This is a genomic window from Rhodococcus sp. KBW08 (assembly GCF_003852455.1).
GTDB classification, from domain to species: Bacteria; Actinomycetota; Actinomycetes; order Mycobacteriales; family Mycobacteriaceae; genus Rhodococcus_F; species Rhodococcus_F baikonurensis.
The window spans coordinates 86,413-107,524 of sequence record NZ_QAJJ01000013.1; the positions used below are offsets into that span (position 1 = coordinate 86,413).

A 21,112-nucleotide genomic window follows, 5' to 3' on the forward strand; every position below is an offset into this window, starting at 1 on the left:
TTCAACTTTTTTGGGCGTGATTGCGTGTCGTGGGTGCGAACGTCAGCACGGCCATCGCTGTTGCACCGATCAGTGGTCCGATCGCGAGTACCCCGATAGCGAGGGGCCAGGACCATCGTTGCACCAATACAGGCACGAGCCACAAGCTGAGCGTTGTCGTGAGGTAGCCGAGGGCGAGCTGAATGGACACTGCCCCGCCGACATAGACAGGATCTGCATGCTCGGTGATCACTGCTGAGAACTGTGCGGAGTCAGCGATGACCCAGAAGCCCCAGAAAATGCACAGTGCAAGGACGAGAAGTAGAGAACTCGTGCCGACCAGGCTCAAGGCAACTGCAGCTGACCCCGAACAGATCAGGCAGATCAACGCCGATTGGGGGCGCCCGTATCGGTCACTGAGTCGTCCGCCTACGAAACATCCGAGCGCCCCGACTCCGATGCAGACGAAAGACAACGCGGATGCAGTGGTGTCCGCGTGGGGAAGAACGGCGATGGCGGGCATCGACGCGATGAAGGTGCCGACCCACGCCCACATCGCGTACAACTCCCACATGTGTCCCATATATCCGATGTTTGCGAGCGCGACATGTTTGTTCCTCAGGCTGGCCAGAGAGGCCTGCAGGCTGAATCGTCGTCGAGGAAAAGGGTAGGGCCCTTCGTCGCGTAACAACAGAATCAGCGCCCCGCCGCCAGCCGTCATGAGGGTTGTCGCGATAATGACTCCCTCCCAGCGGATTCCGCCGAAGGAGCCCACCAGATGAGGGAGTGCTGATCCGAGAGTCAGGGCCCCGATCATGACACCCAATGCCGTTCCTCGTCCTTGACGAAACCAGGTCGACACCTCCTTCAGCGCCGGTGGGTAGACAGCAGCAAGAAAGACCCCCGTCAGTAGGCGTAGAGGTAACGCAGCCGTGAGCCCACCGGCCCAGAGCAGGCCGAGATTGGCGAACGCTGCACCAATCGCACCCACACAGATCAGTGCCCGGGCGGGGACGGCGTCGGCAAGGCCTGTCACAGCAGCCCCGACCGCCCCGACGACGAATCCCACCTGCACTGCGATCGTCAAGAGGGACGATCCGCCGGCGGACAGGTGCCAGACGGTGGACAACTCAGGGACGACGAACGACGCCGAAAACCACACACTCATCGAGAGCGAGGTGCTGATCGCGATGAGTGTGAGTGCGAGTCCGGGGCGCTGCGTTCTCACCGTCGGAGATGAGAGATCAGGGACGGCGTGGTTCCCGGCGTCGTGAGCGGTCACTGCCGAGAGCCTCCTGCCGACTTGCCTCGCTGAGTCAGCCAGCGGACGCCGCCGAGAGCATCGATAGCCCGGTCGACAGAATCGAACAGTACGACCCCGGCGGCTGCCGCGGTGGACCGGAGATCGCGGACGAGTCCGTCCTGATTCTGATCGAATCCACTGCGTAAGACCAACGCGAGTGGCGTGTCGCCGCGATCAGCATTGACGAGATCTTCGGTCAGCGAGTGGACCAACTTGTTTCCCGACTCGACGTCCCGCATATCGAACACGGTGCCGAGGTCGAGGAACGCACAGATCGAGTCGATGGACTCGTCGGCGGCCACCGCGGAAACGATGGAGCCGGTAAAGCTGCTGTTTTCGTCGAACAAGGACCAGATCGGAATGTCGATCGGATTCGACAGACTGGTTCCAGGAGCCTCGAAGGCCTGCAACCGCGCGCGCGTGTCCTCGCTCACGGCTGCCATTTTCAGACACCATCGATCGGCCCGATCGGATCCGACGACAGCGACGCCCCCGCCGCTACCGACCAACGCGAGATTGTCTCCGTCGAGCGAGGGGATGAACTGCAATGCGGAGGCAATGTCGAGCAACTGACCGAGATCGTCGACGAGTAGGACGCCAGCCTGTCGTGCAGCGTCTTCCAACAACTGTGGGTCGCTGGCAAGCGCCCCGGTGTGCGATGCGGCGGCAGCACCGCCCGCGACTGTGCGCCCGCCCTTGAACAGCACGACAGGTTTGGTCATCGTGCGTGCGAGGCGGAAGAAGTCACCAGCCCAACGGTCGTCTTCGAGGTAGAACACCGCAGCGCGGGTGAGCGGGTCGGCTTCGCAGAAGGCAAGCAGTTCAGCAGGACTGACGTCGTCACAGTTGCCGACCGAACTGACGAAGCTGAACTCGATGCCCAGCTCGGTACCGCGACGTAAAATGTCACCGGCGTACGTGCCTGACTGTGACACGACGGCGAGGTGGCCCTTGGCCTTGCTCGAGGCGGCGGGAGAGATCATGGTCATCTGTTCGTACGGCGTGTAGTGGCCGATGCAATTGGGACCCAGCACCCGCAAATCTGTTCCGGCGAGGACTTCGTCGAATTGAGGGGTGTCAGCCGTCAGGATGTGCGCAGTCCTGGTGCCGCGTTCGGCGAGTGCCCGCAGTGTCTCAGGAACAGCAGCGGCAGGTAAGGCGATGACAGCGCGGTCGACATTGTCAGGTAGTTCACCGATGCCCGCGACTGTTTCTACACCGTAAATACTGGAATTCTTACTGCTCACCGGCAGGATTCGGCCGGTGTACCCGAAGTCGACGAGGCTGCGTACCGCGCGGTAACCCATCTTCTTCTCGTCCGCAGATGCGCCGATGACGGCGACGGATTTCGGGTAGATGGCCGGTCGTAGCTCGTCGTAGCTGATGGCGATGTCAGGGGAAGCTTTTTTCCGATGTCGCGCGGGGGCGAGCGCGGTCGCGCGAGCATCGACTGCGACGATCCGATCTGCGGTGACTACCACGGGGTTGAAGTCGACCTCGGTGACGTCTTCGTTCAAGAGGAGACCGGACTCACCCCCTACTGCTGTGAGCATCTCGACGATGTCGTCCATACGCTGGGGGAACCGCTTCTCTACGACCTGGCCGAGTCGAGTGCGTGTGACCATCGTCCGCGCATCATGCTCGTCGATCGGGGCAAGTGCGAAGACGACGTCGTCGAGGATTTCGATGTCGACGCCCCCATGCCCGAACATCACGACGGGGCCGAAACCTTCCGCCTGAAGACCTCCGACGACGGCTTCGATGCCGGACTCGACCATGGCCTCGACGGTGACACCGCGTACTTGCGCCCCTGCCGATTGCTGAGCGGCGAGCATGCGCGAGGTGGCCTCTCGTGCGTCTGCAGGGTTCACATCGAGCAGTACCCCGCCGGCCTTACTTTTGTGAATTACATTGTCTGCGACCAACTTGACCGCCACTGATCGACCGATCGAGTCCGCAAGAGCACCCACTTCTTCTGCTGTGGCGGCGAAGGTGACTGCGTTGGCAGCGACGCCGTAGCGGATGGCCATGTCGCGGACGGCATCTTCGCGTAGGCGTCGAGTCATCGTGTTGCTCCTACCTTGTCGAGGACGTCTTGCAAGTTCGCGGGTGCGTCCGGGTAGGACGGTTGCCTCTTCTCCAGAAACGACTGCACTCCCTCGTCGCCGTCGGGAAGTTCCCGAACAGCCGCGGCAAGAAGGGGTTCGAGGGCATTGCCGGCGCCGAGTCCTTCATGCAGGGTCGTTCGCAACCCTGTCTTGATTGCCCGTACGACCGCAGGGGATACCTCGGCGATCTGTTGTGCGAGTGCAATTGCTCGATCGAGAGTGTCTTCCGGTTCGGCCACCTCCGTGACGAAACCGGAGGCCAGTGCGGCCTCGGCATCGACGGGGGTTGCGGTGGCGAGCATCTTGAAGGCGACCGGGTAGGTGACCACGTCGAGGAGTCGGCTCAACTGTCCGCCGACGGGGACGAGGCCGATGCGGGCGCCGACTGCGCAGAATTTTGCATTGCGGCCGGCCACTCGCATGTCGCAGTTGAGCGCGAGGATGAATCCGGCGGCGTACGCGGCGCCGTTGACGGCCGCGATGACGGGCGTGCCGAGATCGGCAGGCAAAGTGAAGGCGGCATTGGCTTCGGGGTCGCCGGCTGTTTCCGGATTGTGCAGGACCTCCTGCAAATCGTGGCCGGAGGAGAAGATCGTTTCGTCTCCGGTGATCACGATGGCGCGCACGGAGATGTCCTGATCGGCTGCAATCAGCAGGTCACGCAGACGAGGTGCCATATCTCCGCTGAACGCATTTCGTTTGGTGGGGTTCTCAATTGTCAGAATCCGGACGGATCCGTCGTCGGATGTTGTGATCGTGGCGGTCATGGCGCATCGTCTCTCTTGATCGGTTACTGGGCAGTGGATGGGGTTACTGGAGTGGTCGGTGCGGATTCTGTGGGTATCGGCGCGGTCGCACGACCACGTCCGTTCTGCCGGAGTACGGAAGCGATTGCGCTCCAGATGAGCGTGACCGCGAGATTGAGGATCAGGGCGGAGACCGCGATGTACATCGGCGAAGTAAGGAAGAACGGGGTGGCCGTAGACCCACCGAAGTGGCTGGTGTTCGGGGAGGAGATGTTGTAAGCGGCGAGGGTGCCGTAGACGATCCCGACGGCCCAGCCGGCCAACAGGGCCCTCTTGTCCGCGAAGCGGTCGGTGAACAGGCCGAGCAGCACGGTGGGGATGGTCTGCAGAATCCAGATGCCGCCGAGAAGTTGGAAATTCAGCGCGAATTGGCTGTCGAGGGTGAGCACGAACACCAGCGCACCCAATTTGACGAGGACGGAGACGATCTTGGAAATCGTCGTTTCACGTCTGGCACTGATCTGAGATTGTGAAAACTGGCGAATGATATTGCGGCTGACCAGATTTCCAGCTCCAATGGCCATAATCGCGGCCGGAACCAGAGCGCTCATGGCAATGGCAGCGTAGGCCACCCCCACGAACCAGGACGGGAACATCTCTTGCAGCAACTGAGGAACAGCGAATTGAGGATTGCCGTCGAGAGGCTTGATTCCGGCTGCGAGAGCCATCATGCCGAGCAGTGCGACGAATCCGAGTAGCACAGTGTAAATGGGCAGGACTGACATGTTTCGGCGAACCGTGCGCGCACCACGGGCCGCGAAGACGCCGGTGATGGCGTGGGGGTACAGAAAGAACGCCATACCGGATCCGAGCGCCAAGGTCATGTAGATGCTGGCATTGACGCTGATCGTCGCTGCGGCGGGGTCTGTCGTGTTGTTGCGTTCGGCAATTGCAGCTCCCGCGTCAGCAAATATCTGTCCGAACCCGCCGAGTTTGATCGGGATGACGATGACGGCGACGATGACGACGATGTACGTGAGCCCGTCCTTGAGGAACGCGATCAATGCGGGGGCGCGGATGCCGGAGGAATAGGTATAGGCCGCGAGGACTCCAAAAGCGATGAGCAAGGGGAGGTCCCGCACGATCCAGCTTGCCGAGGCATCAGCCTTGAGCCCCATGGAGGCGAAGACGACTTCGAGGCCTACAAGTTGCAACGCGAGGTAGGGCAGGGTCGCCAACAATCCGGTGAGGGTGATCGCCAAACCCAGAGCCTGGGACTTGAAACGGTCGTTGACGAAATCCGTCAACGTTACGTAGCCCTTTTCGTGGGCGCGTTTGACGAGTCGGGGGAGGAACAAGAAGCCCAAGGAGTAGAGAACAACCGCGTTCGGCACGGCATAGAACCCGAATGCACCGATGCTGAAGATGGCGGCGGGGACCGCGATGAGAGTGTAGGCGGAATACAGGTCGCCGCCGAGCAAGAACCAGGTGACGAACCCGCCGAAGCCACGCCCGCCGAGAGCCCACTCTTCGAGTTGATGTTCGTCCTTCGCGCGTCGCCATCGACTGGCGATGAAACCGATTCCGGTGACGAGAACGAACAAGATCATGAAGACGCTGAAGGTGACACCGTTGAAGTTCATTGTGTTTCGCTCACTTCGGTCTCATGGCGAAATGCGATGAAATACGTTGCGCCGCAGCCGCACGCGGCGGCGATCGCCATGGTCATTTGGAACCAATAGAAGAACGGGATGCCGCCGAGGGTTGGTTCGACGCGTTGGTAGAGCGGTACCGACAAGGCGAGGACGACCGGTGTCAGTACCAGGAGGCCACACAGAATTTTCTTTCCCCAGGAAAGCTGTGGAGCCGTTGATGTATCCGGTGGGGACGCGGATGATGGATTGATATCCATTTCATATTCCTAAATATATCGAAGTATTAGGCACGCGTGTTGCGTTGCTCCTCCGAGCACGGAAGCAAGGGCAGGATCTAGGAATCCGGCAGAGGTTCGGCGATTCCTGGTCCGACCGGGGCTATCCCCGCCGCTCCTGCCTGGAAGATGAATCGAAATAGGCTGAGAGAGGCTGCGCCCACGCGCAGCTGAGAACTCCAAAACAGGCCAGAAGAGAGCCCACGAACAGCATCACAAGCGCCACGGGTCCCGCCACTACAGGAAGCGCGATCTGGGTGAGGGTGCCGGTGCGCTGCGCGAGTGCCACGGTGCCGATCCCACAGATGATGAGCTCGACTCCTGCGGCGGAAACGAGAAGCGGTGATGATGCCATGTCTCTCCTCCGACCTGTAACGGGCGCAAATTCTTCCTAAACGGTTCGATTCCACAATCCTGCAGCGGTGTAGTCGAAGTCGTTGTCTTGCAGATCAGTCCAATGGGGAGTTCTGTCTTTGTCGACGAGTCCTGCCCGCACACCCTCCACGAAATCGGGTGTACGTGTCAGGTGTGTGGCGATCTGGAGTTCCATGTCGAGACAGCGGGCAAGCGTAAGCTGTTTACCTGCAGTGATCGCGGCCAACGTGACTTCCAAGCTCAGCGGCGACATTCCGTCCAAAGACTGCAGCGCATCTCTCGACCATGCGCTGTTCTCGGCTTTCAATCGCGACCGCATTTCGGAGATTGTGGGGGCCCCGAAGCACCAGTCGATCTCGGTACGGTGCGCCGCCAACTTCCCCTGGGGGCGAGCACTCTCGAGAGAAAGTGCTCGAAGGACCTCGTCCACCGACCATCGTGGTACCGCGTTCAGCGCATCGACTACGTCTCCGACATCGTGGACCCAATGTGTCGCGAGGCCGGTGTAGATCGCATCTGCAGCATCCATCCGGTATCCCGTCAGCCCGAGATAAGTACCGAGCGAGCCGGGAAGACGGGCCAGGAAGTAGCTACCTCCCACATCGGGAAAGAACCCGATCGAGGTTTCCGGCATGGCAAGAAGTGCGTTGTCTCCCACGACACGGAACGCACCATGTACGGACAACCCCATCCCGCCCCCCATACAGATTCCGTTGACGAGCGAAACGACTGGAGTGGAAAGCTCGGCGAGACGGAGATTCAGACGATATTCCGAAGAGAAGAACTCCGTGCTCTGCTCGGGCACGCCATCGACGGTGTTCTGTCGGATTTGGCGGATGTCGCCGCCGGCGCAGAACGCCTTCGGGCTAGAACTCTCGAGGACGAGTGCTGATCCCGGATTCTCCTCCCACACATCCAAGGCAGCATCGAGTTGTTTCACCATCGAGGTGGTCAACGCGTTGAGTGCTTTCGGGCGGTTGAGGATGATCCTCCCGATGGTTTCCTCTCGGACGTACGCGATTTCAGGTTCGCCACTCTCATCGAGAGCGCTTACGGCAGGACCCGGTCGTGAGCTCGGTGCAATGGTGTATCCGCACCGCCCGAAGTGCACCTCACTCATGGGTGGGCATGGAGAAGTCGGCACGAACTTGGGAATCGTCAGGCCACCGCGTGGTTGCCGTCTTGTTGCGGGTGTAGAACCGGACACCTTCGGGCCCGTGGATGTGGTGATCGCCGAAGAGTGATCGCTTCCAGCCGCCGAAGGAATGGAATGCCATAGGGACCGGAATGGGAACGTTGATGCCGACCATTCCAGCCTTGACCTGGGCGAGATATGTACGAGCGGTGTTGCCGTCGGCAGTGAAGATGGCGGTCCCGTTTCCGAATTCGTGGTCGTTGACCAACTGAAGTGCCTCTTCGAACGATGCAGCCCGCACGATCGAAAGGACCGGCCCGAAGATCTCTTCGAGATAGATACGCATCGAAGGCGTCACATGATCGAACAAGGTTCCGCCGAGGAAAAAGCCGTCGCCGCCGTCAGGTACCCGCTGGCCACGACCATCGACGACAAGCTCTGCGCCCTCTTGGACCCCGATGTCGATGTAGGAAGCAACCTTGTCGCGATGCACATCGGTGACCAGCGGACCCATCTCCACCTCAGGCTGGGTTCCAGGTCCCACCTTCAGTTCGGCCAGGGCAGCGATCAACCGCTCCCTCAATGCGTTAGCGGTCTCTTCGCCGACCGGGACAGCGACTGAAATGGCCATGCAGCGTTCTCCGGCGGATCCGTAAGCCGCACCCATCAGGGCCGACACTGCTTGTTCCAGGTCAGCGTCGGGCATGATCACCATGTGATTCTTGGCCCCGCCGAGGGCTTGTACACGCTTGCCCTGCGCCGACGCGGTGGTGTGTATGTACTCCGCGATCGGGGTCGAACCGACGAAACTGACTGCCTCGATCTGATCGTGCGTCAGGAGCGCATCGACCGCCACCTTGTCGCCGTGCACGACGTTGAAGACGCCATCCGGCAGCCCCGCTTCGGTCAGAAGCTTCGCCAGCTCGACCGTGAGAGTGGGGACCTTCTCGGACGGTTTCATCACAAAGGTGTTGCCACAGGCGAGCGCGACCGGGAACATCCACATAGGTACCATCGCCGGAAAATTGAACGGGGAGATGCCCGCGACGACACCGAGCGGCTGACGAAATGTCACCCCGTCCACGGCACGCCCGACGTTCTCGGAGAACTCACCCTTGAGCATTTGCGGTATACCGCAAGCGAATTCGACAACCTCGAGGCCCCGGGTCACCTCGCCCTTGGCGTCGGAGAGCACCTTGCCGTGTTCGGAAGTGATGATCGCGGCGAGGCGATCCGAATGCTGGTCGACAAGGTCCCGGAATCGGAACATCACTCGGGCACGGACATGCGCCGGAGTGGCTGCCCATGCCGGGAATGCGGTGGCGGCCGCAGCGACTGCCGCGTCGACATCTGCAGGGGTGGCCACAGCGACGTGGCCGGTCACCTGCCCAGTGGCAGGGTTGTAGACAACCGTGCGCGCGGAGGCGCCACGTGCGTCGACACGGCCGGCGATGAAGTGGTCGATATCGACGGGCTGGCCCGGAGCGGGATTGCTGTGCGTCGAACGGGGGATAGTGGTCGTCATGTCGGTTGTACCTTCCTTGGTGGATCAGCCGTAGATCTGGGCGTACAGGTCGCGAATCTCTGCCTCGGTGGGCACACGCGGATTGTTGTTCGGAGACCCCGAAGCGAGTGCCTGTTCAGCCATGAGGGGAGTGAGCTCATCCCATCGGACCCTGTCTATGCCGTAGGCCCTGGGCGTCGGCACTTCGACGTCGCGGCACAGGTCCGTGAGCGCGCGCACGAGGCGATCGGCCGCACTGGCGTCGGAGTCGTGTTCCGCGGCAACACCCAGAGCGCGGGCGCAGTCCGCGTACCGGGACTCCGCCGCCCGGACGGAAAATGCTGTCACTGCCGGAAAGAGCATGGCATTGGACAGACCGTGTGCAACGTGAAAATGCGCACCGATCGGCCGACTCATTCCGTGAACCAGAGCGACCGAGGAGTTGGAGAACGCGATCCCGGCTTGGGTGGCTGCCAGCATCATCTGTTCGCGCGCCTCGGCATCGTGTCCGTCGGTATAGGCACGCCGCAGAACACGACCGATGGTGCCGATCGCGATCAGCGCCAAACTGTCGGAGAACGGATTCGCCTTCTTGCTGACGTATGCCTCGATTGCGTGGGTGAGCGCGTCGACTCCCGTATCTGCTGTCAATCGAGGCGGCATCGATACCGTCAATTCGTAATCGATCACCGCGGCGAGCGGAAGAAACGCCAGTCCTGGGCAGAGCATCTTCTCATCGCTCTCACTGTCGCTGATGACGGTGAACTGCGTTGCTTCGGAGCCGCTACCGGCGGTAGTGGGTACGGCGATGATCGGGAGGGCAGGACCGACATTGATGCGCGGTGCTTTGTAGTCCCGCATCTCGCCGCCTTGGCGACCGAGCAGCCCGAGCGCTTTCGCAGTATCCATCGGGCTACCGCCCCCGAAACCGATGACCGAGTCCGAGTTGTGTTCACGTATCGCGACCAGACCCGCCTCGAGAGAAGCCGTGGTCGGATCGGGGACGGTGCCGTCGAACAGACGCGGTGAGAGACCGGCAGTTTCGAGATTCTTGATCATTTGCTCGGCAGCGCCCGTGCCGACGAGAAACGAATCGGTGACCACGAGAGGGCGGCTCAATCCAAGGGAGGTGACCACCTCACCGATGTCGGCGACAGCGCCGGCCCCAATGCGCATGATGCGAGGTAAAGCGATAGGTACAGACATGATCTGGTCCTCTCAGCGGTTGGTGAAGTTCGGAGAGCGCTTGTCGAGGAACGCAGCCATTCCTTCGGCCTTGTCATCAGTAGCGAAGGCAGCGTGGAACATTCGTCGCTCGAACCGGAGCCCCTCGGCCAATGTTGTCTCGAACGCGCGGTTCACCGATTCTTTCGCCATCAGTACGGCTGTGCGAGAGAATCCGGCGATTTTGGTTGCGGCATCGACTGCTTCATCGATGACGGTGCTTGCCGGCACGACACGCGCGACGAGCCCGATTCGTTCAGCTTCTTCGGCATCGATCGTGCGGCCGGTGAGCACCATGTCCATGGCCTTCGACTTGCCCACCGCGCGGGCCAATCGTTGAGTGCCTCCCGCTCCCGGGAGAATTCCGAGGGTGATTTCGGGTTGTCCGAACTTGGCGGAATCCGCAGCGATGATCAAGTCGCAGCTCATGGCCAGTTCGGCACCGCCACCGAGCGCGTATCCAGCGACGGCAGCGATGATCGGCTTACGGGTAGTGGAGGCGCGCTCCCAACTCGACGTGATGAAGTCCTCGAGATAGACATCGGAAAAAGACTTGGGGCGCATCTCGGCGATGTCCGCGCCTGCTGCGAATGCTTTGGCGCTTCCCGTCAAGACGACGGCGCCGATCGTGTCGTCGGCTTCGGTGGCGTCCAAAGCCCGTGTCAGTTCGATGGTCAGAGCGTCACAGAGCGCGTTGAGCGCTTTCGGGCGATCGAGGGTGATCAAGGCGACTGGTCCACGCCGTTCAAGGCGTAGGTGTTCGTAGGGTTCTTGACGGTCGATCGGTGAAAGTTCCTTTTCAGCAAGGGAAGCCATATGCGATTTCGTTTCCTCTACTTGTATTTGTGGGATGAAGGCAGCGGTGTCAGATCGTGATGACCGTCTTTCCCTGTACCCGTCCACTTGCGAGTTCGCTGAGAGCAGCCGGCACTTCGTGCAGTTCGGCCCGGCGGTGGATCAGCGGAGTGATCAATCCGCTCGACGCCATGTCGAATACGGCGCTCTGGGCGCGGTGGACAAGATCGGGACGATATTTGCTGTACAGGGACCAGTGCAAGCCCGCGATGGTGTAGTTCTTCACCATGGGGTGATTGAGTCGCGCATGGGGTATCTCGGAGCTGGCGAACCCGACGACCACGATGCGCCCCTCGAAAGCGATGTACTTCGTCGCCTGGCTGTAGGCGTCACCGCCGACAGAATCGAAAACCACATCTGCGCCCTGCGGCGCCACGGATTTGACTGATTCGATGACGTTCTGACGGGAGCGGTCGATGACCACGTCTGCCCCCAACATGGTTGCAGTAGCGGCCTTGTCGGCACCAGAGACGATACCGATCACCGTCGCGCCGGCGGCATGAGCTAGTTGAACAGCGGCCGACCCGACACCGCCGGCCGCCGCGGTGACCACGACGACATCTCCGGCAGCGAGCGCTCCTCTGCGATGCAAACCCAGCCATGCAGACAAGTAGGTCAAATGCAACGTAGCTGCGGTGACATCGTCGATAGCGGAAGGAACGACATGGGCTGCGGTCGCGTCCATCAGAGTGGTCTCGCCGAAGCCTCCGTGCGGAAGTACGGGTTGGCCGACTACTCGGGCTGTCAGCAGCCCGGAATCAACGTCAGCGCCGAGAACATCCACCCAGCCACATGCTTCGAGTCCGGGAGTGAACGGAGGGGTCGGTTTCTGCTGATATCCACCCCGGCACAGCAAAACATCGGCGAAGTTGCACGATACGGCCGCCACACGCACACGTATTTGCCCAGGCCCGGGTGCCAGTTCCGGAGTTTGTTCCAGTCGGAGAACAGCTTCCGGTTCTCCATACTGATGGACTCTCCACGCTCGAGACATCTGTGCACCTTGTTGTATCGAAGTTCGACTATGCCGGACGCGGGTCAGCCTCGTCGGCCCTCATCGGGGGTCTTCGCGCCGATCAGATGGACTGTGTTGCCGAAAACCTCTTCACCACGCCCCATTTGGGCATGCGACATCGCAATGTCGTCCATCGGGAGAACACGGCCCACAACCGGGTCGATCTTGCCGTCAAGGACGAGCTTGTTGTAAGCAATCGCCTGCTCGTCATTGGTGCCGTGTGAACCCTGGAGGCGCTTCTGGCGGGTCCAGTGGTACCGGAGGTCGACCATGGCGTCGAATCCGGTGGTTCCGGCGCAGATGGCGACCATTCCACCCGGCTGGCACACGAAAATACTGGTGGGAATGGTCGCTGTGCCTGGATGCTCGAAGACGATCGCCGGATCTTCGCGACTACCGGCGATCTCCCAAATCTTCTTGCCGAATGCGCGTGCGCTCGCAGTCCATGCCTTCTGACCGGCGGTGTCGTCGACGAGCGGCGGAATACCCCAGTGGTCGAATTCGCGTCGGTTGATGTAGCCGATCGCACCGTATTTCATCGCGAAGGCGCCGCGGTCGTCGTCGGAAACCACCGCGATTGCCCGGCCACCCGCCTCCCTCACGAGCTGGCAGGCCTGAGTGCCGAGGCCTCCGGAACCACCCCAGACCAGCACCAGGTCGCCGGAGGTCACCGTGTTACCGGCCCAGCCGTGCAGCATTCTGTACGCAGTGGTTCCCACCAGCGTAGGAGCGGCAGCCTCCGCCCAACTCAAATGCGCAGCCTTGGGAAGCACCTGGTGTGCCTGCACGCGAGCAAACTGCCCGAACGATCCGTAGTTCGTGTCGTAGCCCCAGATCTTCGCGCTCGGGGCGATCATCTGATCGCGGCCCGCAGTAATCCATGAATCGCTCTCGTCCCAGACTCCGGGGTGGATCACGACTTCGTCGCCGATCTCGATACCGGAAACACCAGTGCCGGTGGCATATACGATTCCGGAGGCGTCGGATCCGCCGATGTGGAAGTCTTCGGATTCGCCGCGGCGCTGCCGCGTAGCCACTTGATCGACCGGGTAGCCGCGTGCAGCCCAGACGTTGTTGTAGTTGACGCCGGCTGCCATCACGGCGATCAGGACCTCACCGGCGCCGAGTGTCGGTGTCTCGACGACCTCGTGCTCGAACGCAGTAGCCGGGTCCCCATATCGAGCGGGGCGGATTACCTGCGCGTGCATCGTCTTCGGCACGACCCCGAGCGGGGGCAGCGTTCCCGGGTCCACGGCATCGGTCGTCGCGTCGGAGACGATCTGACGCATCATCACTTCGGTCACCACATACTCCTAAAGTCAAATAGTTGTACAAGTATCAAATTATAATTCGGACAGAATTTCCACCCCTCGACCACAAGTCCTGCTTCTCTATGTCGCGAAAACCGGTTGCGCGAGAGGGATTGTCACGCAACCGGTCATTCGGACTACTCCTCGACGGCCCCGTAGCGTTCGTCCCGCCACGCGAGTGCGGCACCGAGGCCCTGTGTTGCAACGAGTTCGGTGAACTCGGCGCGCTCGGGGGTCGCGGCCGAGTTCAAGACCGCAGCGAGATCGAGATTCGATTCCACCGCGTTCGTCAACCCCATCGCGTCGTAGGCGCGGGTGATCGTGCGCTTGGTGTAGCGCAGGATCGACAGCGGTGTCAGGGCGATCTTGCGGGCCAAGTTGTCGACGGTCTTCTCGAGTTCGGCCTTGTCGACCACCCTGTTCACCATTCCGAGGGTCGCGGCACGCTCGGCTCCGATCACATCACCGGTGAACAGAAGTTCGTTAGTTGCTTTCTGTCCCAACAGAAATGGCATAAGTAGAGTCACGGGCCCGGAACCGAAACGAATCTCCGGCTCGCCGAACTGGGCATCGTCGGAGGCGATGATCAGGTCGCACGCCATCGCGAGCTCACATCCGCCGGCAAGGCACCAACCCGACACCGCGGCAATCACCGGCTTTTTCAGGCGCCACACCTGCATCGAGAGACCGATGTTGTTGGTCAATCCTGCGTGCCACTGTTCGGCGGTGGAAACCCCCATCTCGACCTCTTGCGCGATGTCGTAACCGACGCTGAATGCTTTGTCGGTCCCTTGCAGGACAATCACCTTGATCGATGAGTCTGCTTCGGCGAGGGTCAGCGCCTCCGAAAGTTCCTGCATGACCTCAACTGAAAGGGCATTCAGTTTCTTGGGGCGATTGATGGTCAGCCATGCTGTTTCGCCACGATGTTCGGTGCGGACGAGACTGTCGGTTGATGTACTCATGCTATTGCCTCACTTCGTTTTTCGGTTTCGGTGGATGCCCGAAGGCGCAGCCGAGCCTTATCGACCTTGCCCACTGCCGTCCTCGGGAGCTCGTCGACGACGATGAACAGATCCGGGATCCAGTAACGCGGAAATCGTTCTCCGACGTAGGCGCGCAATGCGGCCTCGATGTCATTGATGTTGGCTTCGGTGGTCACGATGTAAGCCAGGGGCCGCTCGATCCATCGCGGGTGTGCCATTGCCACGATGGCAGCAGCTGAGACGGAGGGATGGGTACACAGATACTGTTCGAGCTCGGCCGACGCGATCCATTCGCCCCCTGATTTGATCAGGTCTTTTGCGCGGTCATGCAAACTGAGACGACCATACGAATCGATCGAGGCGATATCACCTGTGTCGAACCATTCGGTGTCGCTGTCGTGTACACCCACGATGAATGGTCCGCGCACCTCCAGGGTTCCTCTGACTGGGCGGCCGGGCACGTGATCGAACCCGGAATCATCGATACGGATTTCCACCAAGGGGATCGGCTTTCCTGCAGATGATGCCGGCTCCGCCCTCTCGTAGGTGCTGCACGCCATCGTCTCGGTCATCCCCCATGCGGTGCTGACCGTTGCTCCAAGGACGGAAGCCACTGCGTCCACTACCGGCTGGGGAACCACACTGCCTCCGCTGAAGATCTCGCGGAGGTGACGCGGTTTCGGGGCGTGGCCAGCTGTGATGACCGAACAGACATCGTGCCAGACGGTGGGAACCGCGGCGGCGACCGTGATCGACTCCTCGTCGAGGATGGAGGCAATGCGGGCCGGCGCGAGATCGCCTCCGCACAGAACCAGAGAAGCGCCGGTCAGTGCGGAGGTCAGCGGAAGCCCCCAACCGTTGACGTGGAAAAAGGGCGCCAACGGTAGTACCCGATCGTCACTGCGTAGTCCTGTCGCCTCCGTAGTGGCCTGACTGAGAGTGTGTAGCAGCGCAGCGCGGTGCGTGACTGAGTAGCTCTTGGGTCGCCCTGTCGTCCCACTGGTGTGGAAGAGATAGGCGATTGCGTTCTCGTCTTCGACCGACTCCGTTACCGGCGGATGGTCGTCGGCGATGAGCTCCTCGTAGTGAGCGAACGCGTGAGAATGCTCAACCCAGTCGATGTGACCGACGGCGATGACGGGGATATCGGCGCGGTCGAGCGCCGAGAGAACCTTCCGGGCGTTCTCGCCGAGCACCGGGTGCTGCACCATTTCCGCGTCGACGACAACCGCCGCGGGACGAGGCGAGAGCATCTGCTCGATGAGCACATCTGCATCCATGCGCGCATTGAGGCTGTTGACGGAAGCGCCGAGGAGCGGAATGCCCAGCAAGACTTCGAAATGCTCGACAGTGTTGAACGCGAGTACAGCCACAATGTCCCCTGGCCGAATTGCCAGGGACGAGCGTGCCCCTGCCGCGAGACGTCGTGCCCGGGCAGCCACTTCGGGGAACGGACAACGCACAACCCGAGGTCTGTTGGCTCCGCCTGTAATGCTGACGATTTCAGAGGCTGGATGAACATTGCTCATCCGCCACAAAAGGTGCTCTACGGTCAGGGGAACCATGGCTACTTCACCAAAGTGGTGACGACCTGCACCGGGTTGGCGAGGGTGTCCCGAATCGGCGAGCGCTTCTGCACCGCCTCGGTCAGGGCCTGCAGCTGTTCGGTAGTCGAGTTGGGAGATTCGGCGTGGACGTCGATTCGAATCTTTTGCAAACCCGGCCGTACTGCATCGTCGAGATTGAGAAAACCCTGCAAGTCGACATCGGTCCGCATTTCCAGACGAAGCGATGACAACTCGATACCTCGCACAGCAGCGTTGGTTGCATACGTCACCGCGTAACAACCGGCAAGGGCTTGGAGGATGTACTCGGCGGGGCTGGCCGCCTTGTCGGTACCCAGCAGCGCCGCAGGTTCGTCGGATTCGAGAACGTACGATGCTGTCCTGCTGGAGACCACTTCGCCATTCTGGTGAAGGTCACCTGTTGTCGAGCGTTGGTGGCAACCGTCGAGCCATTCCGAATTCAGCGCGAAACTGATCTTCGCAAGTACTGGAGTTTCGCGTAGAGCCTCGATGGTCGCGTCCAGAGCTTGCTTGTCCACGCCGTTGATATTGACGGACGAAGAAGTAGCGGTCATGAGATGTTCGCCTTTCGATGTGCGAATAGTGTTGTGTTGGAGGGTCATACAGGCGGTCTGAAAGGAGTGGGGAAGTCACATGCCCGAGATGGACCGGACCTCCTGGTTGGTGGACGATGTGGTGTCGTGGCTCGAACTGTCGGCGTTGATGTCGCTTTTGTTCGTTTCCGGAGCAAGGTAGGCGCAGACGGCGGTAATAATGCTCAATACGGTGAAGTAAGCGACCACCAGCCAGGGCCGACCGTTGTTCAGAGCCAGAAGTGAGGTTGCGATCAACGGGGAGAAACCGCCGGCGAAGACAGAGCCCAGTTGGTAGCCCACTGACGCTCCACTGTATCGCACTCCAGTGGAGAACATTTCAGAGAAGAAGGCCGCTTGCGGACCATACATTGCGTCGTGGAAGACGTTCAAGCCGACGACCATGGCCAACGTGATGAGCACCGGATTCCCGGTGTCGGCCAGGAGGAAGAACGGCGCGATGAACAGTGCGCTCGTGACCGCACCGAACAAGTACAACGGGCGTCGACCGAACCTGTCGGAGAGCGCGGCCCAGACAGGAACGGAGACAAGGCCTATGGCTGATGCGATCAGTACTGAGTTCAAACCGGCGCTGCTGCCGGAGCCGAGACTGCGTGCGATATAGGCGATCCCGAATACGGTGTAGAGGTAGTAGATTGCGTTCTGGGACAAACGCATTCCGGTGGTAAGAAATACGGCGCGCCGCTCGGTGCGGAAAAGTTCGACGACCGGCATCTCTGCGACTGTGTCGTTCTGTTTCATTTCCGCGAACTTTTCCGGTTCGGACAAGCCGATGCGGATCAGTAGCCCGACGAAGACGAGCAAACCGCTGATGAGGAAGGGCACCCGCCATCCCCATGCGAGGAACGCCTCTTCGTCGAGTACGGTGCGGAAAATGCTGAATGCGCCTACGGCGAGCAGCATGCCGGCCGAGACACCGATTTGGGTAAAGCTCCCGTAGAAACCGCGACGGTTTGCAGGGGCGGACTCCACCGACATCAGTGCGGCGCCACCCCACTCGCCGCCGACTCCGAATCCCTGAGCGAGACGGAGAATCAGGAGCAGTACCGGTGCCCACATGCCGATCGAATCGTGTGTCGGCAGCACACCGATGAGTGTGGTACTGGTACCCATGATCATCAGGGAAGCCACGAGCATGGACTTGCGTCCGACGCGATCGCCGATGTGGCCGGCAACGATTCCACCCAGCGGGCGTGCCAGGAAGCCGACGGCGTAGGTGCCGAATGCCGCGATCAAACCCATGGCAGGGCTGATGTCGGGGAAGAACAGTGGACTGAAGACCAATGCCGCAGCGGTGCCGTACAGGAAGAAGTCGTACCACTCGATGGTGGTGCCGACAAAGCTTCCAAGCGCGACCATCCGGGGCGAATTGGTCTTCTTGGTGCCCGACGATTGTGCTGGCTCGAAGCTCATGGTCGGGTCTCCTCTCGTTCGGTTGGTCCTCTCCGGGAAGCGAAGACCTGAGGGATGTGTCAGGGAACTGCATTCGGTCGCAATGTGTGCGGCCGTGAAGTGGGACCGGAGAGTCGATGCAGCCACCGCTGTGAGGTGCTGGGCAGACTTGCTTCCGATGTGGTCCAAGTCTCATCCTGGAGATGTGGAGTGGCAATAATCAATGTCGAACAACGTCGTGCAGTAATGCACAAACGCAGGTAGAGCTGGTTTTCTTGCCTGAGAACGTCGTAAGTAGTCACGCTTGGATATAGTTAGATTGTTCTGCACATCTAGAATTATCGAAGAATCGAGGGTGCCCGTGGCCCACTCATCCGCACCGACGCCCGACGAGTTGGTGGACGTCCTCAAAGCGCTCGCCGACCCAGTGCGCATGGACCTGCTTCGGCGAATTGCTGCAGTCGACGAGATAGCCTGCACCGACCTCGTCGAGGAATCCCACGTCTCTGCATCGACCGTTTCCTACCACGTGAAGACGTTGCGGACCGCCGGTCTGGTTCAGGTACGCAAGGACGGCCGCAATTTCCACTACACCTATCGACCCGAAGTCGTCACAACTTTGGCTACCGAACTCAATCGCCTTGGCTAACCCAGTCTCTCGCAGTTCGAGACGGTCGATGAGGCGTGCGAGAGTCTGAGTCTCGTCCGGTGTTACTCGGCGCGGATGGACAGTCCGGGTTCATCCGCAACCAGCCGCCCGATGTATTCCGCCATCATACGAACTCTCGCGAGTCGTACAAGATCACGAGGAAACGAAATCCAGTAGCTACTCTCGATGTAGGCGTGTTCAGCGGTAATCCGCTGAAGGCGTGGGTTTCTGTCGGCGATGAAGGTGGGCAACAAAGCGACGCCGAGGCCTGCTTCGGCGGCTTCGATGAATCCTGCAATATTGTTCGTCTGTATACGCGATCTGGCCTGGGGTAGTACTTCATACAGCAAACTGAATGTTCTGTGGTCTAAGGCGGAATCGATGTACCAGATCAACACGTGGTCGTAGAGATCTTCGATCTTCTCCACCGCGGGATGGTTCGCTAAGTAACGGTCTGAGGCATAAAAACCGAGGGAGTAGTGCGCGAGTTTTCGCACAGTCACTGCCCGAGCCTGCGGACGCTCGATGGTGACGGCGAGATCGAATTCTCGCGGAGTCAGGGACGCATGGCGATTCGCCATAACGACCTCCACAGTGAGGTCGGGGTGCTGGCGTTGAAACTCCTCAAGGCGCGGGAGTAGAAGGTAAGCACCGAACCCATCGGGAGTGATGATTCGAACATGCCCGCTGAGGGAAGAATCTTGCGAGAGGCAATCATCTTGAACCACACGCATTGTGGACTCGATTGCTTCTGCGTGGACGAGCAACCGAAGACCGGCATCCGTCAGGATCCATCCGTTGGCGGTTCGATCGAACAGTCTGCTCTCCACCGCACGCTCTAGTCGGGTGATGTGACGACTGACGGTTGTGTGATTGACCTGCAAATGGGTTGCAGCCTCCGTCAGTCGCCCCCTTCGCGCGACTTCAGCGAACACCCTGAGGTCATCGGCAGACAGCATGACGAGAACTCTATCGTCTGTTCATCTCGTTCTGTCGGAACAGCGTGCTGCGATCATCGTCGACATTACCCGGCGACGGAGACAGTGGTGATTCCACACCCGTTGCAGCTCAGATGTGGCGACATCGTCGTCATCGCTGCTCGCCGTCGACGCAAGGCGGACTCACGGGTAGTAGTACCGCGGCGATGCGCGTTTCTTCCCATCGCGATGGCCGGCGGCTGACTTCCGATCTTCCATCGACGAGGTCGCTGAGGGATCGGGCTATCTGATCGTCGGTTTCGTAGCCGATCGCCGGAGATGTTGGCCGGTCCTCGAAGACCGCGGTTGTTGTCGATGATCGTGTAGATGACGCCTTCGTCTTCGGGGTTCTTCCCTGGTGAGGATGATGAATTGGTGGTCGTCGGATACCGCACGGACGGGTCCACCACAGGTCTGCCGGTTGAACGAACTTCCGCGCTGTGCCCGGCAGTGAGGGCACATGCCGTGATCGTCGAGGGTGTTGCGATGCTCATGATGCGCTCTGCTCTCTGTGATGGGGGGATCGGAGATAGGTGTCAGCAGCTCGTGGTCGGAAGCCGTGCTCGCTGACCTCGTCACCGCTCGCAGGGGCAGGGAGCTGAACGCATACCTGGCACTGCTGATGAACCACAGCCAGATCGAGAAGAACGCGGCTCAACCGTGGCCGGCAGCGGTGTGGGCAAGGCCCTGTCCGTCAGCGACACCGATCCGCTGCCTGTGCCCGCGATGAGCCGGATCTGGGCCCGCTTGGAGGACCACGGACTGATTGACCGCTCACGGGTGTGGAAGAGGACACTCGTGCGGCCTCGAGACGAGTCGACTACGCGGCCGTACACCCGACCGCGCCCCGACACGGTCCCGGAGAAGGAAAAGCCACACGAAAGCTACTTCATCCTGCCGTCGGCGTACTGGACGGAGCGCTGGCACACCAAGCTCGATCTGCCCGCTCGCGCGCTCCTGCTGATCATGCTTCACGGAACCAGCTCGAAGAACGAAACGTACTTGCCCTACGAGAAGGCAGAGAGCTGGTACGGGATCTCGGCGAAGACCACCCAGCGGGGGATCGACCAGCTGCTGAAAATGGAGTTGCTGAAGGTGACGCGAAGGGAGCGCGTCGTCGCGGACTTCTCGGCGACAGGACACGCGACACGTACCTACTACGCGCTCACCGGACCCTTCAGCCGTGCAGCTCGCGAGAAGTTGCAGACCAGCTCGGCGTCCGAGTCGGCGGCACGCGCAGCAGCGGCACGTGCTGCTGCGGGAAGTGCCGAGTAGGTGGACTCGCCCCTTCAGGCACACCGTCCAGGGGACGTGTCGTTTCAGCAGGTCAAGGCAACAGAGACGGGGTGATAGTCCCCATGTATCAGCTACCGGGACGCCCGGGTGTGTGGGGCGCCGGCGTTTTTCGGTGCAGGCGGGGGCCGGCGGGGTGTTCGGATTGGGTG

19 protein-coding genes are annotated in these 21,112 nt (G+C 60.8%); 2 read left to right on the forward strand and 17 right to left on the reverse strand.

All coding sequences use genetic code 11. The features are described 5' to 3' along the window. Position 1: 1 nt before the first annotated feature. From DBV08_RS18105 to DBV08_RS18180, 15 genes are all read right to left on the reverse strand, one after another. The gene (locus DBV08_RS18105) at positions 2-1,261 is read right to left on the reverse strand and encodes an MFS transporter (RefSeq protein WP_260395636.1); all 1,260 of its coding nucleotides are present in this window, start codon (positions 1,259-1,261) and stop codon (positions 2-4) included. Beyond that, positions 1,258-3,348, reverse strand: a complete 2,091-nt coding sequence (locus DBV08_RS18110) for an acetate--CoA ligase family protein (RefSeq protein WP_124568332.1) — start codon at positions 3,346-3,348, stop codon at positions 1,258-1,260. Before DBV08_RS18110 ends, DBV08_RS18105 begins: the two co-directional genes overlap by 4 nt. Next, positions 3,345-4,157 carry an enoyl-CoA hydratase/isomerase family protein gene (locus DBV08_RS18115; RefSeq protein ID WP_124568333.1) on the reverse strand — a complete coding sequence of 271 codons (813 nt, stop codon included), beginning with the start codon at positions 4,155-4,157 and terminating at the stop codon, positions 3,345-3,347. Before DBV08_RS18115 ends, DBV08_RS18110 begins: the two co-directional genes overlap by 4 nt. A gap of 23 nt (positions 4,158-4,180) precedes the next feature. Continuing rightward, complete coding sequence (gene mctP / locus DBV08_RS18120; RefSeq protein WP_124568334.1) at positions 4,181-5,779, reverse strand: monocarboxylate uptake permease MctP; 1,599 nt, start codon at positions 5,777-5,779, stop codon at positions 4,181-4,183. Next, entirely contained in the window at positions 5,776-6,048 is a 273-nt protein-coding gene (locus DBV08_RS18125; RefSeq protein WP_124568335.1) for a DUF3311 domain-containing protein, read from the reverse strand. Before DBV08_RS18125 ends, mctP begins: the two co-directional genes overlap by 4 nt. A gap of 409 nt (positions 6,049-6,457) precedes the next feature. Continuing rightward, complete coding sequence (locus tag DBV08_RS18135; RefSeq protein WP_124568337.1) at positions 6,458-7,561, reverse strand: enoyl-CoA hydratase/isomerase family protein; 1,104 nt, start codon at positions 7,559-7,561, stop codon at positions 6,458-6,460. Continuing rightward, entirely contained in the window at positions 7,554-9,101 is a 1,548-nt protein-coding gene (locus DBV08_RS18140) for a CoA-acylating methylmalonate-semialdehyde dehydrogenase (protein ID WP_124568338.1), read from the reverse strand. Before DBV08_RS18140 ends, DBV08_RS18135 begins: the two co-directional genes overlap by 8 nt. 24 nt (positions 9,102-9,125) lie before the next feature. After that, complete coding sequence (locus tag DBV08_RS18145) at positions 9,126-10,286, reverse strand: iron-containing alcohol dehydrogenase (protein ID WP_124568339.1); 1,161 nt, start codon at positions 10,284-10,286, stop codon at positions 9,126-9,128. Between the two features lie 12 nt (positions 10,287-10,298). Beyond that, on the reverse strand, positions 10,299-11,120 hold the full coding sequence (locus tag DBV08_RS18150) for an enoyl-CoA hydratase (protein WP_124568340.1): 822 nt from the start codon (positions 11,118-11,120) through the stop codon (positions 10,299-10,301). A gap of 49 nt (positions 11,121-11,169) precedes the next feature. Further along, positions 11,170-12,153: an NADPH:quinone oxidoreductase family protein gene (locus tag DBV08_RS18155; RefSeq protein WP_124568341.1), complete on the reverse strand. Its 984-nt coding sequence runs from the start codon at positions 12,151-12,153 to the stop codon at positions 11,170-11,172. Between the two features lie 44 nt (positions 12,154-12,197). Then, positions 12,198-13,478: a crotonyl-CoA carboxylase/reductase gene (gene ccrA, locus DBV08_RS18160; protein WP_124568342.1), complete on the reverse strand. Its 1,281-nt coding sequence runs from the start codon at positions 13,476-13,478 to the stop codon at positions 12,198-12,200. Between the two features lie 143 nt (positions 13,479-13,621). Then, on the reverse strand, positions 13,622-14,449 hold the full coding sequence (locus tag DBV08_RS18165; RefSeq protein WP_070385659.1) for an enoyl-CoA hydratase/isomerase family protein: 828 nt from the start codon (positions 14,447-14,449) through the stop codon (positions 13,622-13,624). Next, entirely contained in the window at positions 14,446-16,035 is a 1,590-nt protein-coding gene (locus DBV08_RS18170; RefSeq protein ID WP_124568343.1) for an AMP-binding protein, read from the reverse strand. Before DBV08_RS18170 ends, DBV08_RS18165 begins: the two co-directional genes overlap by 4 nt. A 2-nt stretch (positions 16,036-16,037) precedes the next feature. Further along, the gene (locus DBV08_RS18175) at positions 16,038-16,610 is read right to left on the reverse strand and encodes an OsmC family protein (RefSeq protein WP_124568344.1); all 573 of its coding nucleotides are present in this window, start codon (positions 16,608-16,610) and stop codon (positions 16,038-16,040) included. Positions 16,611-16,685: 75 nt separating this feature from the next. Further along, complete coding sequence (locus DBV08_RS18180) at positions 16,686-18,008, reverse strand: MFS transporter (protein WP_124568363.1); 1,323 nt, start codon at positions 18,006-18,008, stop codon at positions 16,686-16,688. A gap of 394 nt (positions 18,009-18,402) precedes the next feature. Between DBV08_RS18180 and DBV08_RS18185 the strand changes: the two genes are divergently transcribed. After that, positions 18,403-18,690: a helix-turn-helix transcriptional regulator gene (locus DBV08_RS18185; protein WP_124568345.1), complete on the forward strand. Its 288-nt coding sequence runs from the start codon at positions 18,403-18,405 to the stop codon at positions 18,688-18,690. A 62-nt stretch (positions 18,691-18,752) separates the two neighbouring features. On the opposite strand, the gene DBV08_RS18190 is transcribed toward DBV08_RS18185, so the two are convergent. Beyond that, positions 18,753-19,649: a LysR family transcriptional regulator gene (locus tag DBV08_RS18190; RefSeq protein ID WP_124568346.1), complete on the reverse strand. Its 897-nt coding sequence runs from the start codon at positions 19,647-19,649 to the stop codon at positions 18,753-18,755. A 65-nt stretch (positions 19,650-19,714) separates the two neighbouring features. Further along, positions 19,715-20,161 carry a hypothetical protein gene (locus DBV08_RS18195; RefSeq protein ID WP_124568347.1) on the reverse strand — a complete coding sequence of 149 codons (447 nt, stop codon included), beginning with the start codon at positions 20,159-20,161 and terminating at the stop codon, positions 19,715-19,717. 166 nt (positions 20,162-20,327) lie between these two features. Here DBV08_RS18195 and DBV08_RS18200 point away from each other — a divergent pair, with 166 nt between their 5' ends. Beyond that, positions 20,328-20,942 carry a hypothetical protein gene (locus DBV08_RS18200; RefSeq protein ID WP_124568348.1) on the forward strand — a complete coding sequence of 205 codons (615 nt, stop codon included), beginning with the start codon at positions 20,328-20,330 and terminating at the stop codon, positions 20,940-20,942. Positions 20,943-21,112: the final 170 nt, after the last annotated feature.

What these genes read in the sequence shown, in the direction of transcription:
- DBV08_RS18110 (WP_124568332.1), bottom strand. Translation starts at nt 3,348, where the DNA reads ATGACTCGACGCCTACGCGAAGATGCCGTCCGCGACATGGCCATCCGC.
- DBV08_RS18115 (WP_124568333.1), bottom strand. Translation starts at nt 4,157, where the DNA reads ATGACCGCCACGATCACAACATCCGACGACGGATCCGTCCGGATTCTG.
- mctP (WP_124568334.1), bottom strand. Translation starts at nt 5,779, where the DNA reads ATGAACTTCAACGGTGTCACCTTCAGCGTCTTCATGATCTTGTTCGTT.
- DBV08_RS18125 (WP_124568335.1), bottom strand. Translation starts at nt 6,048, where the DNA reads ATGGATATCAATCCATCATCCGCGTCCCCACCGGATACATCAACGGCT.
- DBV08_RS18135 (WP_124568337.1), bottom strand. Translation starts at nt 7,561, where the DNA reads ATGAGTGAGGTGCACTTCGGGCGGTGCGGATACACCATTGCACCGAGC.
- DBV08_RS18140 (WP_124568338.1), bottom strand. Translation starts at nt 9,101, where the DNA reads ATGACGACCACTATCCCCCGTTCGACGCACAGCAATCCCGCTCCGGGC.
- DBV08_RS18145 (WP_124568339.1), bottom strand. Translation starts at nt 10,286, where the DNA reads ATGTCTGTACCTATCGCTTTACCTCGCATCATGCGCATTGGGGCCGGC.
- DBV08_RS18150 (WP_124568340.1), bottom strand. Translation starts at nt 11,120, where the DNA reads ATGGCTTCCCTTGCTGAAAAGGAACTTTCACCGATCGACCGTCAAGAA.
- DBV08_RS18155 (WP_124568341.1), bottom strand. Translation starts at nt 12,153, where the DNA reads ATGTCTCGAGCGTGGAGAGTCCATCAGTATGGAGAACCGGAAGCTGTT.
- DBV08_RS18165 (WP_070385659.1), bottom strand. Translation starts at nt 14,449, where the DNA reads ATGAGTACATCAACCGACAGTCTCGTCCGCACCGAACATCGTGGCGAA.
- DBV08_RS18170 (WP_124568343.1), bottom strand. Translation starts at nt 16,035, where the DNA reads ATGGTTCCCCTGACCGTAGAGCACCTTTTGTGGCGGATGAGCAATGTT.
- DBV08_RS18175 (WP_124568344.1), bottom strand. Translation starts at nt 16,610, where the DNA reads ATGACCGCTACTTCTTCGTCCGTCAATATCAACGGCGTGGACAAGCAA.
- DBV08_RS18180 (WP_124568363.1), bottom strand. Translation starts at nt 18,008, where the DNA reads ATGGTCGCGCTTGGAAGCTTTGTCGGCACCACCATCGAGTGGTACGAC.
- DBV08_RS18190 (WP_124568346.1), bottom strand. Translation starts at nt 19,649, where the DNA reads ATGCTGTCTGCCGATGACCTCAGGGTGTTCGCTGAAGTCGCGCGAAGG.
- DBV08_RS18195 (WP_124568347.1), bottom strand. Translation starts at nt 20,161, where the DNA reads ATGAGCATCGCAACACCCTCGACGATCACGGCATGTGCCCTCACTGCC.